Source organism: Nonomuraea endophytica (genome assembly GCF_014203235.1).
GTDB lineage: Bacteria > Actinomycetota > Actinomycetes > Streptosporangiales > Streptosporangiaceae > Nonomuraea > Nonomuraea endophytica.
Window position 1 is genome coordinate 379,356 of the sequence record NZ_JACHIN010000002.1, and the last position, 12,181, is coordinate 391,536.

11 protein-coding genes are annotated in these 12,181 nt (G+C 70.5%); 2 read left to right on the forward strand and 9 right to left on the reverse strand.

Annotated features, from left to right (window positions below):
- Nucleotides 1-18: 18 nt before the first annotated feature.
- The gene (locus HNR40_RS09895) at nt 19-2,748 is read left to right on the forward strand and encodes a Tex family protein (RefSeq protein WP_184959997.1); all 2,730 of its coding nucleotides are present in this window, start codon (nt 19-21) and stop codon (nt 2,746-2,748) included.
- 104 nt (nt 2,749-2,852) lie between these two features.
- A complete protein-coding gene (locus HNR40_RS56165; protein ID WP_184959998.1) occupies nt 2,853-4,103 on the forward strand; it encodes a hypothetical protein in 1,251 nt (416 codons plus the stop codon).
- Between the two features lie 272 nt (nt 4,104-4,375).
- Here HNR40_RS56165 and HNR40_RS09905 read toward each other — a convergent pair whose 3' ends face one another.
- The 9 genes from HNR40_RS09905 to HNR40_RS09945 form a co-directional block, all read right to left on the reverse strand.
- Complete coding sequence (locus tag HNR40_RS09905) at nt 4,376-4,801, reverse strand: hypothetical protein (RefSeq protein WP_184959999.1); 426 nt, start codon at nt 4,799-4,801, stop codon at nt 4,376-4,378.
- A gap of 123 nt (nt 4,802-4,924) precedes the next feature.
- Nucleotides 4,925-5,788 carry a sigma-70 family RNA polymerase sigma factor gene (locus HNR40_RS09910; protein WP_221340195.1) on the reverse strand — a complete coding sequence of 288 codons (864 nt, stop codon included), beginning with the start codon at nt 5,786-5,788 and terminating at the stop codon, nt 4,925-4,927.
- A 40-nt stretch (nt 5,789-5,828) separates the two neighbouring features.
- Complete coding sequence (locus tag HNR40_RS09915; protein ID WP_184960001.1) at nt 5,829-6,215, reverse strand: STAS domain-containing protein; 387 nt, start codon at nt 6,213-6,215, stop codon at nt 5,829-5,831.
- Nucleotides 6,216-6,256: 41 nt separating this feature from the next.
- Nucleotides 6,257-7,234 carry a phosphotriesterase family protein gene (locus tag HNR40_RS09920; protein WP_184960002.1) on the reverse strand — a complete coding sequence of 326 codons (978 nt, stop codon included), beginning with the start codon at nt 7,232-7,234 and terminating at the stop codon, nt 6,257-6,259.
- 59 nt (nt 7,235-7,293) lie between these two features.
- On the reverse strand, nt 7,294-8,643 hold the full coding sequence (locus HNR40_RS09925) for an APC family permease (protein WP_184960003.1): 1,350 nt from the start codon (nt 8,641-8,643) through the stop codon (nt 7,294-7,296).
- Between the two features lie 81 nt (nt 8,644-8,724).
- The gene (locus HNR40_RS09930; protein ID WP_184960004.1) at nt 8,725-9,183 is read right to left on the reverse strand and encodes a universal stress protein; all 459 of its coding nucleotides are present in this window, start codon (nt 9,181-9,183) and stop codon (nt 8,725-8,727) included.
- Nucleotides 9,184-9,256: 73 nt separating this feature from the next.
- Nucleotides 9,257-9,892 carry a DUF998 domain-containing protein gene (locus HNR40_RS09935; RefSeq protein WP_184960005.1) on the reverse strand — a complete coding sequence of 212 codons (636 nt, stop codon included), beginning with the start codon at nt 9,890-9,892 and terminating at the stop codon, nt 9,257-9,259.
- Between the two features lie 147 nt (nt 9,893-10,039).
- Entirely contained in the window at nt 10,040-11,191 is a 1,152-nt protein-coding gene (locus HNR40_RS09940; RefSeq protein WP_221340196.1) for a low temperature requirement protein A, read from the reverse strand.
- Between the two features lie 29 nt (nt 11,192-11,220).
- Nucleotides 11,221-12,141: an anti-sigma factor RsbA family regulatory protein gene (locus tag HNR40_RS09945; protein WP_184960006.1), complete on the reverse strand. Its 921-nt coding sequence runs from the start codon at nt 12,139-12,141 to the stop codon at nt 11,221-11,223.
- Between the last annotated feature and the right edge of the window lie 40 nt (nt 12,142-12,181).

The window sequence follows — 12,181 nt, forward strand, 5'->3', positions numbered from 1 at the left end:
CCATCGAAAGGCAGGCAAGTGCTCTCTATTCACCAGCGGATCGCGGAAGAACTCGGGGTGCGCGAAGGGCAGGTGCAGGCGGCCGTCGACTTGCTCGACGGCGGCGCCACCGTGCCGTTCATCGCCCGCTACCGCAAGGAGGTCACGGGCACCCTCGACGACGCGCAACTACGCACGCTCGAAGAACGGCTGCGCTACCTGCGCGAGCTGGAAGAGCGGCGCGCGGCCATCCTGGAGTCGATCGAGTCGCAGGGCAAGCTCGACGACGAGCTCAGGGCGCAGATCATGGCGGCCGACACCAAGGCCCGCCTGGAGGACATCTACCTGCCCTACAAGCCCAAGCGGCGCACCAAGGCGCAGATCGCCCGCGAGCTGGGGCTTGAGCCGCTGGCCGACCAGCTGCTCGCCGACCCCTCGCTGAGCCCGCTGGCCGTGGCCGAGGGCTTCCTCACCGAGGGCGTGGCCGACGCCGCCGCCGCGCTCGAAGGGGCGCGCGCCATCCTCATCGAGCGCTTCGCCGAGGACGCCGACCTCATCGGCGAGCTGCGCGAGCAGCTGTGGCGCCGCGGGCAGCTCGCCGCCAAGGTGCGTGAGGGCAAGGAGGAGGCGGGGGCCAAGTTCTCCGACTACTTCGACTTCGCCGAGCCGTTCACCAAGCTGCCCTCCCACCGGATCCTGGCGATGTTCCGCGGGGAGAAGGAGGAGATCCTCTCCCTCACGCTGGAGCCCGACGAGGGCACCGACTACGAGCCGCGCATCGCCGCCCGCTTCGGCATCGCCGACCAGGGGCGGCCCGCCGACCAGTGGCTGGGCGAGACCGTGCGCTGGGCCTGGCGCACCCGCATCCTCGTCCACCTGGGCCTCGACCTGCGCATGCGCATGTGGCAGGAGGCCGAGGAGGAGGCGGTGCGCGTCTTCGCCACCAACCTGCGCGACCTGCTGCTCGCGGCGCCCGCCGGCACCCGCGCCACCATGGGCCTCGACCCCGGCCTGCGCACCGGCGTGAAGGTCGCGGTCGTCGACGCCACCGGCAAGGTCGTCGAGACCGCCACCATCTACCCCCACGAGCCCAAGCGGCAGTGGGACCAGTCGCTGGCCGCCCTCGGCGCGCTGGCCCAGCGCCACGGCGTCGAGCTGATCGCCATCGGCAACGGCACCGCCTCCCGCGAGACCGACAAGCTCGCCGGGGAGCTGGTCAAGCACATGCCCGGCATCACCAAGATCGTGGTCTCGGAGGCCGGGGCTTCGGTCTACTCGGCTTCGCCGTACGCGTCGCAGGAGCTTCCCGAACTGGACGTGTCGCTGCGCGGCGCGGTCTCGATCGCCCGCCGCCTGCAGGACCCGCTGGCCGAGCTGGTCAAGATCGACCCGAAGTCCATCGGCGTCGGCCAGTACCAGCACGACCTGTCGGAGACCAAGCTCTCCCGCTCGCTCGACGCGGTCGTCGAGGACTGCGTGAACGCGGTGGGCGTCGACGTCAACACCGCCTCGGCGCCCCTGCTGACCCGCGTGTCCGGCATCGGCTCCACCCTGGCCGACAACATCGTCCAGCACCGCGACTCCAACGGCCCCTTCCGCACCCGCACCGCGTTGAAGGACGTTGCGCGCCTGGGTCCCAAGGCCTTCGAGCAGTGCGCCGGCTTCCTGCGCATCGCCGACGGCGAGGACCCGCTCGACTCCTCCAGCGTGCACCCCGAGTCGTACCCGGTGGTGCGCCGCATGCTCGGCGCGATCGAGGGCGACCTCAAAACGCTGATCGGCAACACCGCGACCCTCCGTTCCCTGAAGCCGCACGACTACGTCGACGACACCTTCGGCCTGCCGACCGTCACCGACATCCTGCGCGAACTGGAGAAGCCCGGCCGCGACCCGCGTCCCGCCTTCAAGACGGCGACGTTCAAGGAGGGCGTGGAGAAGCTGTCCGACCTGACACCGGGCATGATCCTGGAGGGCGTCGTCACCAACGTGGCCGCCTTCGGCGCCTTCGTCGACGTCGGCGTCCACCAGGACGGACTCGTCCACGTGTCGGCCATGTCCCGCACCTTCGTCAAGGACCCGCGCGACGTGGCCAAGCCGGGCGACATCGTCCGCGTCAAGGTCCTGGACGTGGACATTCCCCGCAAGCGCATCTCCCTGACCCTGCGCCTGGAAGACGACACGGAATCCGACTCCCGCCCCCGAGGCCCCCGAGCCGACCGCCCCCGAGGCGGCCAGACCAGTTCGGGCCAGGGCGGCACCGGCCAGGGAGGTTCCGGTCGAGGCGGTCCCGGCCAGGGCGGTCCCGGCCAGGGCGGATCTGGTCAGAGCGGATCTGGCCAGGGTGCTTCCGGTAGGGGCGGTCCCGGCGAGGGTAGAGGCGGTCGTGGCGACGCCAGGACCGGCGACTCCCGCGGCGGCGGTGCCCGTGGCGATGGCAAGCCCGGTTCCGGCCGAGGCGACGGCGGCACCGGCCGGGGCGGCGACAGTCGCGGCGGCGAGGGCCGCAGCGGTGACGGGCGTGGTGGTGACGGGCGTGGTGGTGACGGGCGTGGTGGTGACGGGCGTGGTGGTGACGGGCGTGGTGGTGACGGGCGTGGTGGTGACGGGCGCGGTGGTCGCGACAACGCGCGTGGCCAGGGCGGTAACCGCGACGGCCAGCGGGGCGGCAACCAGCGGGGCGGTCGTGACGGCGGGCGCCGTCCGGCCCCGTCGGGCGCGATGGCCGAAGCACTCCGCAAGGCGGGCCTGACCGGCGACGACGCCCGCTAACCCACCCTGGCAGACAGCTCATGCCGCCCGGACACACACGTCCGGGCGGCATGCGCCGTCTCTGCGGGTGCGTGGGGTTGGCGGGCAGGCGATACGGTCGAGGGATGACGATGAGTGACCGGTATGGGGTGGCCATTGAGCAGGCGGGCGATCTGCTGAGGTGGCGGTCGCCGTTGCGGGCCGAGTTGTGGGCCAGCCGGTTCGTCGCTGAGTTCGATGCGGATGGCGGTGACGAGGAGGCGTTCGGCGAGCTGCTTGAGGGTGCTTCCGGTCAGGAGGCGGCTCTGGTGGCCGCGGCGCTCAGCGCGGTGGGCACGCCCGTGCGGGCTGCCGACCCGGGGCCGGAGTGGCTTGCCCGGCTGGGTGACGTCACGTGCGAGTCCGCCTGGTACGGCAAGGCCGACCCCTACGGCGAGCAGGTCCTGGCGGCGCTCACCTTCCGGTACCGCAACGGCAAGGAACCCCACACCGTCGTGGTGGCCATCGACCAGGTCAACGGCGGGATCGCGGTGGACGTCGCGGTCGAGGAGCCCAAGTTCCTGGACGACCTGTGCCTGAGCCCCGCCGACCCGGCACTGGTGGCCGGGCGCATCCTGGAGGCCTTCTCCCTGCTGGACATGCTGCTCGGCGCCCCCGTGGCCGACACCCTCCCCCCACTACGCGCCCTCACCCTCACCCGCGCCCGCTCCATCCCGGCCCACCTCGCCAACACCCGAACCCAGCCCGCCAAAGACCCGGGCCACCCGGCTGTTGCCCAGACCCGGCCGACCGACCACCCGGCCCAGCCGGCCGACGCCCAAACCCGGCCAACCCAAGACCCGGGCCAGCCGGTCCACACCCAGACCCGGCCGACTGGCGACCCGGCCCACCCCGATGTCCCGGCCCAAGCGCCCCACATCCCGCCTGCCGAGGCCCGTTCGGCGCCGACCGACGATCCGGCAGGATCGGACCACGCGCAGTCCCGGCCGGCCGACGAGGTGGCACAGACCGGCGGAACAACAGCAGGCTTCCGGGCGCCCGACCTGTCGGAGTTCTCCGAGTTGGCTGACGTGCCCGGGGCGGCGGAGGCGTATCGGGTGTTGGTGGAGTTTGTAGGGGATCGGGACCTGTGGTGGAGTCCGGCCCGGGTGTCGGCCTTCCTCACGGTGTGGCTGCCGAGGGAGGCCACTCTCAGCAGGGAGGCCATTGAGGCGATGCCCGAGGTGGTGCGGGCGTGGACGCGCCGGGTCGCCGACGAGCCGGCGATCCACGAGCAGATCGACGCCGACGCCCCCGGGCTCGCGGCGCGGATGGCGGACGAGTCGCTGGCCGGGCTGCGCAAGACGCTGACACAGCGGCGACAGCCCGAGGAGTGACCGGTCCCACAAGCCGGGTGGACGGAGTTCTCATGTCGTACGGCTATGCTGCACGTTGACATTTCCACGGCCCGGATCCGGGCGACCAGAGGGAGATCTACACGATGTACAAGGAGTTCGCTGCTGAGGCCGTGGTCTGGGTTGTCCCGATCGTCGTGCTGATCGGTCTCGCTCTGATGATCACCGCCTAGGTCCACGAACCACGGTGAGGGGTCGAACCGGGTTCGACCCCTTCTTGACGTAGTGGCACGGTCCAGAGCTAGGGCAGCAGGTCAGCCGTACCACTCGTAGTGGACGACGGTGTTGACGCGGGTGTCCCAGCGGATCTGGCCGTTCAGGTACCGGTCCCACAGGCGGTTGAGCTTGGAGCCGCGGACCGTGCAGGACGCCCAGCGGACGCCGCGTGGCCGGATCTGGCCCACGTGGTCACGGCACAGGCCCATGTAGCGGCCGTTCACGCGCAGCTTGGCGCGCAGGTTCACGTCGTAGAGGCGCTTGGAAGAGATGTTCTTGATGCGCACCCGGATCCGGCAGGTGTCCTTGCACCGCCCCCAGTGGATCTTGGTGCGGATGAGTTGTTTCCGGCTGGATTCCATGGTGACGGTGGTGGACGAGGCGTTCGCGGCGGAGGGTATGGCGATCACCAGGCTCGTGGCGGCCATGGTGATCGCTAAGGCTCCGGCGAGACGTCTGAGCATTCTGCCCCCAGAACTATCTGGACGGCCGCTTCCCCCTGTTTGAAGCGGCCTCAGTTACCTCGATTAACCATCAGGCGTTCCGGACAGTCAATGAATCTCGGCATTACGCACATAGCGGGCGCGTTATGACGCCCACGCCAGTAACGGCTCGCATTGGCGGAGGCGTTTCAGGGCCTGTTTCTCCAGTTGCCGAATGCGCTCCCTGGTCAGCCCGAGTCGTGATCCTATTTCGGTATAAGTCTGTTTGCGGGTGCCGGCCAGGCCGTACCGGAATCTCAGGATGAACGCCTCGCGCGGCGGGAGAGTCGTGAACACGACCTCCAGCTCCTCGCTCAACGCCCGACACTCCATGAGCTCCGGCGCGCTGAACCCGTCCTCGTCGAGGATCAGGTCGCCCATGCTCGTGTCGCCGCCCTCCCCCACGGGCAGGTCGAGGCTGACCGTTTCGCGGGCGAGCCGGCGCAGTCCGCTGATCTCGTCGAGCGTCCGCCCCGTCGCCTCCATCAGTTCCGCGTCGTACGGCGAGCGGCCCAGGTCCATCGCCAACCGCCGCTCTATCCGGAAAAATCGGGAAACGGCCTCGGCCATGTGGATCGGCAAACGGACGGTACGGCTCTTGTCGTGAATGCCACGCTCGATCGCCTGCCGGATCCACCACATCCCATAGGTGGAGAATTTGTACCCGCGCCGGTAGTCGAACTTCTCCACCGCCCGGATCAGCCCGAGGCTGCCCTCCTGGATGACGTCGAGCAGCGGCAACCCGCGGTGCGCGTACTTCTTGGCCGTCGACACCACCAGCCGCAGATTCGCCCGGATCAGCGCGTCCTTGGCGGCCTCGCCGTCCGTGCGGAGCTCCCGCAGGTCAGCGCAGTCCGCGCCGCCCGCGAGCAGGTGGCCGGCGTAGAGGCCGGCTTCGATGCGTTTGGCCAGATCGACCTCGTCCGCGGCCGACAGCAGCGGCGTCCTGCCGATCTGGCGCAGGTACATGCCCAGCAGGTCGGGCTCTTCCGATGACATGCACCGGCGACTACCCGGTAAACGGCGGCGAATTCCCGTCGGCACTGAGTTCGGCGATGGCCAGCTCCGCCGTGGTGCGGATGTCGAAGAACTTGTCCAGCGCGGTGATCGCGAACAGGTGCTTGCACCGGCCGTTGAGCCCGGCGAGCAACAGCCGCCCGCCGGAAGCCGTGACGGCCTTGTGCAGATAGACCAGGACGGACAGACCCGAGGAGTCGCAGACGCTCACCGCCTGCATGTCGATCACGAGCATGGGTGGCTGGGTGAGGTCGAGGGCCTTGGTGACGCGGTCGCGCACCTCGGCCGCGGAGCCGAAGTCGAAATCCCCCGTGAGCCTTGCGATGACACAGGGCCCCTGAAGGCCCAGGCTGATCGACAGGGCTTGCTCCGAAGTCACCCAGTTCCACCTACCTGCGTCGGTCTTCCGGTCCCACCACTTTACGAGAAGTGGCGTCTCGGGTTGACCACCAGCATCTGCTCAATCTGCTCATCGGTCACACCCGAGGCGCGCAGGGCGGGCAGCACGTCGTCGTGGATGTGATCGTAGCGCCACTTGGGAGCCGCCGTCGCGAGGGCCTCGTCCCACTTCCCCCCGAAATAGTCCATGAAGCAGGCCGCGTCATGGCTCAGCACCATCCGATCGGAGTAGCCCCTCTCGCACAGCGTCGCGATCGTGGCCACCCGCTGGGGCGTGGGGTTGTAGAGCTCGAGGCCGAACCGGTCCATCCCGAGCGTCGCCCCGGTGTCGGCCATCCGCATCAGATAGTCGAGATCGTTGGTGTCCCCGGCGTGTCCCACGACCACCTTGGTCAGGTCCACGCCCTCCTTGGCGAACATGTCGAGCGCCACCGGCCCCGACTGGGTGAACGAGTTCGTGTGCACGGTGATCGGCGCGCCGGTCTGCGCGTGCGCCCGCGCGACCGCCCGGCAGATCCGCTCGACGCCGGGCGTGAGCCCGTCCTGCTCGACCACGCACTTGAGGAACGCCGCCTTGACCCCGGTGTCGGCGATGCCCACGGTCAGGTCGCGCACGAAGTCGTCGATCATCGGATCCGGAATGTCGAGGATGAGTCCGGGCCCCCGGTGCTCATATTGGTGCGGCAGCTCGTGGTAGCTGTAGATCCCGGTCGCGGCGATGATGTTCAGCTCCGGTACGGCTTCCGCGATCCGCTGGATCCGCGGGATGTAGCGCCCGAGCCCCCACACCGTGGGATCGACGATGGTACGGACCCCTTTGGCGGCCAGCGCGCCAAGCTTGCGTATCGCGTCCTCGACCCGGAACTCCTCGTCCCACCAGTCACCCTTGCCGTAGTTGTCCAGGTGCTCGGTGAAGACGACGAAGACGTGCTCGTGCATGAGCGTCTGGCCGAGTTCCTCGACGTCGACGGGACCACGGACGGTGCTGACGCTGGGCATCCCGAACCTCCATACCGGCTGGTCTGATCGCGCAACCGTAAGTCGCCCGCGTGGCGCGGTCAACGCCCCGCGGTCGAGCGGTGCCGCAGGAACCACAGCACGGCGCCGAAGGCGAACACGGCCAGCCCGGTGACCACGGCCGTCCAGGGCAGCGTGAACGCCAGCAGCAGGCAGAGCCCGAGCCCGGCGACCGGGATCGCCCGATGCGGCGCGCCCTCGGCTCTGGTCAGGGTCAGGGCGGCGGCGTTGGCGATCGCGTAGTAGACCAGGACGCCGAAGGAGGAGAACGCGATGGCGCCGCGCAGGTCGGCCAGCAGCAACAGGATGATCACCGTCACGCCCACGGCCAGCTCGGCGCGGTGGGGCACCTGCCGGACCGGGTGGATCGCGTCGAGGGACGCCGGCAGGTCGCGGTTGCGGGCCATCGCGAGGACGGTGCGCGAGACGCCCAGCACCAGCGCCAGCAGCGCGCCCAGCGCGGCCACGGCGGCGCCGGCCGAGACGACGGGGACCAGCCAGGTGACGTCAGCGGTCCTGGCCACGTCGGCCAGCGGGGCCCGCGACAGCCCGAGGCGCTCCGGGCCGAGCGCGTGGAGGGCGGCCAGCGCCACCAGCGTGTAGACGACGAGCGTGACAGCCAGGGCGATGCCGATGGCGCGCGGGATCGTGCGGGACGGGTCGCGCACCTCCTCGCCCAGCGTGGCGATGCGCGCGTAGCCGGCGAAGGCGAAGAAGAGCAGCCCCGCCCCCTGCAGCACGCCCAGCAAGCTCCAGGAGCCTTCATCGGCGACCGTCAGCGCGACCATGCTGATCTCCGGCTCGGGCTCGGGCGAGAGTCCGAGCCAGCCGGGCGTCGCGAGCGGATCCGGCATGCCATGGGCGGTGGGGTCGGCGAGCGAGAACGGCGGCGCCGGCCAGGACATCAGCCCGGCGGCGACGACCATGGCCAGCACCGCCAGCACGAAGGCGATCATGACACGGGCCGCCCCCGCCGAGCGCTGCACCCCGAGCAGGTTGAGCGCGGTCACGCCCGCGACGGCGCCGATCGCCAGCGGCTGGGCCAGGGCCGGCGCCACGTAGGCGCCGAACGTCAGCGCCATCGCGGCGCAGGAGGCGGTCTTGCCGACGGTGAAGCCCCAGCCGGCCAGATAGCCCCAGAAGGGGCTCAGCCGGCGCCTGCCGTAGACGTAGGTGCCGCCGGACTCCGGGTAGAGGGCGGCCAGCCGCGCCGAGGAGGTGGCGTTGCAGTAGGCGACGACCGCGGCGATCGCGAGGGCCGGGAACAGCCATGACCCGGCCGCCTGGACCGCGGGCCCGAACGCCACGAACACGCCCGCGCCGATCATCGCGCTCAGCCCGATCACCACCGCGTCGGTGGTGCCGAGCCTGCGCGCGAGCCGTTCGGCCACCGCTCCCCCTAGATCAGTCCTGGAAGGAGACTCTGCACCATCGGACCGACACTTCGGTGAACGGACGGTGAACCGGCCGGGCTACTCTTCCCGCTCCGGCGCCGGCACGACCAGGACGGGCCGGCCCGCGTGGTGCAGCACCCGGTCGGAGGTGCTCCCCAGCAGAAGGGACTTCACCCCGCCGAGCCCCCGGGTGCCGGTGACGATGAGGGTGGCGTCGAGTTCCTTGGCCACGTCCACGACCGTCGACCACACCGCCACGCCGTCCAGTTCGCACCTGGCCGTGGCCTCGAACCCGGCCTTCCTGGCCAGCTCGGCCCCCTGCTCGGCCAGCTTCCGCATGGCGTCCCCGACCGCCTGGTCCTCGGCCGCGGAGAACTCCGGCGCCATGACCATGCCCACGGAGGCGCGGGCGGCGCTCATGGCGAGCCGTTCCCAGACGGTGAGTACGACGGCGCTCTCGCCCTTGAGCACCCGGCCGGCGAAGGCGATCGCCGCCTTGGCGTCGTCGGAACCGTCGTACGCGATCAGAATCGTCATTTAGGCCATCCCAAAGTAGAAGTCACTGATCTCCTCCTGCCCCGATTCAGGCCCGGGAATCGGGGCGGCCACACTAGGCGAGGACGGACGAGCGCGCGGCCTGGGTGGGCTGACGACGGCGGCCCTTGGCCAGCATCGAGAACCCGATCAGGGCCAGCACCGCCAGCTCGGACACCACGACCACCCGCTGCGTGAGCCCGGCGGGGATGTCGGCGTTGTCCAGCGGGATGCCCAGCATGCGCACCACGTAGGGCACGACCACCAGGAGCAGGGCGCCCAGCGCGACGCCGCACAGGACCTTCATGGCCGGGGCGTACCGCACGCGCGCCCTGGCCAGCAGCATGCCCGCGAGCGGCATGGCCAGGAAGGCGGCGAAAGCGGCGTACCTGTGAATGCCGCCCGACAGTGACAGCGGGACGCCGGGGCGGTCGGTCGGGAAGGCGCCGATGAGGAACATGCAGGTCCCCCAGGCCACCAGCAGCCAGACGACCCTCCGGTCGACGCCGGAGCGGCGCAGCGCCTCGGCGATGAGCGCCGAGCCGAGCGCGAACAGGGTCAGCGAGGCCGGAAGCAGCCAGCCGCCGGATGCCCAGGCGTATTCGCTGATCACACTGTGGAACGGGTCGAGCCCAGCCTCGGCGTGCAAGGTGAGCATGGCGCCGCTTCCGGTGCCGATGGCCGCGAATCCGCTGACGAGCAATCCCTTCATGCCTCAAAGTTCGTGGAATGCGAGCTTCGCGAGTATCGGAGATCGACCCTAAGCAGCCCTGATCAACCCCCTACTACCTTGGTCGGGGGTCACCCCGGACCGCCGCTCTGACCTGGGCGGAGACAGACCCTGGTAGGGCCTGCCTCCTCAGGGTCGGGCCCGCCTGCGCCACCTGCCGGCCTGGGTGATGATCACCAGCGCCGCGCACACCACGGCCATCACCGGCACCGGCTGCGGGGTCAGCGGCGCCAGCAGGACCAGCGCGGTCGCGGCCAGGAAGGCGGCGGTGTCGGCGCGGCCGTAGCGGTGCGGGCGCAGGTGCAGCAGCCAGACCATGAACAGGAACAGGGCCACCGGCACCGCGACCGCGTATCCGGCGGCGACGGCCGAGATGTGCGCCTTGCCGGTGAGATGGTCCAGGCTGACCTCGATGCCCGAGCTCAGCGCGCCGATGCCGGCGAAGATCAGGTAGTGGCCGTAGCCCCACGGTATGGCGCGGCGGTTGGAGGTGAGCAGGTCGGCGGTCGGCGGGGCGAAGTAGATCCACCACAGCGAGAAGACGATCACCAGCGCGGAGATCGCCAGCGTGACCAGCCCGGCCTGGATGCCGTGCTCGCGCCCGGCCTCCTGCACGGCGACGGTCGCGGCCAGCACGTTCTCACCCATCATGATCAGCGTGAAGAGCCCGTAGCGCTCGGCGATGTGGTGCGGGTGCCACGGTGTACGGCCGGCCGCCTCCGCCCACACCGGCACCGCCAGCTCGACCAGGGCGCACACCACGAACCCGGCCAGCCGCCACTCCTGCGGCACGAACAGCAGCACGATCCACGTCACCTGCGCCGAGCAGATCCCGGAGGCGTACCGCAACGCGGTGCGCCGCCCCGCCGGGTGCCCGGCCGCGGCGCGCAGCCACTGCGAGGCCATGGCCAGGCGCATGATCACGTACCCGAGCACGAACAGGCTGATGTCGCCGTCCTGGAAGGCCCTCGGCACGCCCGCGGCCAGCACCAGCACGCCCGACATCTGCACGAGCGTGGTGATCCGGTACCACCAGTCGTCCACGTCGTACGCGGAGGCGAACCAGGTGTAGTTCATCCACGCCCACCAGACAGCGAAGAAGCACGTCAGGTAGCCGCTCAGCCCCTGGGCCAGATGCCCCTCGGAGAGCGCGTGGTGAAGCTGGCTCCCGGCGAAGGAGACGGCGACCACGAAGCACAGGTCGAAGAAGAGTTCCAGCGGGGTCGCCACGCGGTGCGACTCGCCGGTGTCGCGCGGGCGCATCGGGCGCAGGCCGTTCATGTGTCGGGTCTACCCTGGCCAGGACAAGATCAGGTCACGGCGAAGTATGTGCGCACCACAGTGCCGCCCGCCCACGTGTGGACCCTGACCAGGTCGCTGAGCAGGTTGACGATGAGCAGCCCGCGCGAGCCGGCCATGCGCGGGTCGACCGGCCGGCGGCCGGCCAGCGGGTCGGTGATGTGGCCGGCGTCGCTGACCTCGCACACCAGGTGGCCGTTGTCGGTCCAGATGCGGACCAGGCCGGAGCCGCCGCCGTGGTCGAGGCTGTTGGCGCCGAGCTCGGCGATCACCAGCCGCACGTCGTCGAGCCTGGTCCCGGTGAAGCCGGCCAGCGCGGCCTGGGAGGCGGCCAGCGCGCGGGCGGCGCCCAGGTTGGTGCTGTCGAAGCGGAGCGAGATCGGCTCGATCGGCTCGGGGAACGGCCGGTTGTGCCAGGTGATCACCAGCTCGGGCGCGTAGGCGTCGCTGTGGCGCTCGCCGCCGGTGTCGCGTAGCACCGGGTGGGTGCGCTCGGCCTCGCTCAGCACGTCGGGCGCGAGCCGTTCCGCGTCGTAGGGGCACAGGATCGTGGCCTGCCGGCCGACGAAAGCGTAGTTGATCAGCGCCTCGTGCTGGGCGCAGGCGGGGTATTCCTCCGGGGAGCGGCCCGGCCAGATGGGCTCGCCGACGATCCGCACCCGCTCGCCGTCGTGGCGGTCGGCGAAGTCGGTCAGCACGGCGGGGATGATCCGGCCCGGGTTGCGCCCGGCGTCGGCCATGTCCACGAGCATGACCCGCTCGGCGTCCCCGGCCAGGGCGGGGACGAGGACGGCCAGCCGTTCCGCGGGAACGGCGACCGCGACCGGCTCCATGCGCGCCAGCCCTTCGCGCACGAACGAGGTGATGGCAGAGACGTACTCCCGGTCGCCTCGGTAGAAGAGGGCCGGGTGCGCGAAAGGGTCCGCCAGCATCAAGCCACACGTTACTCCGAGCTGATGACTTCAAGGCTTT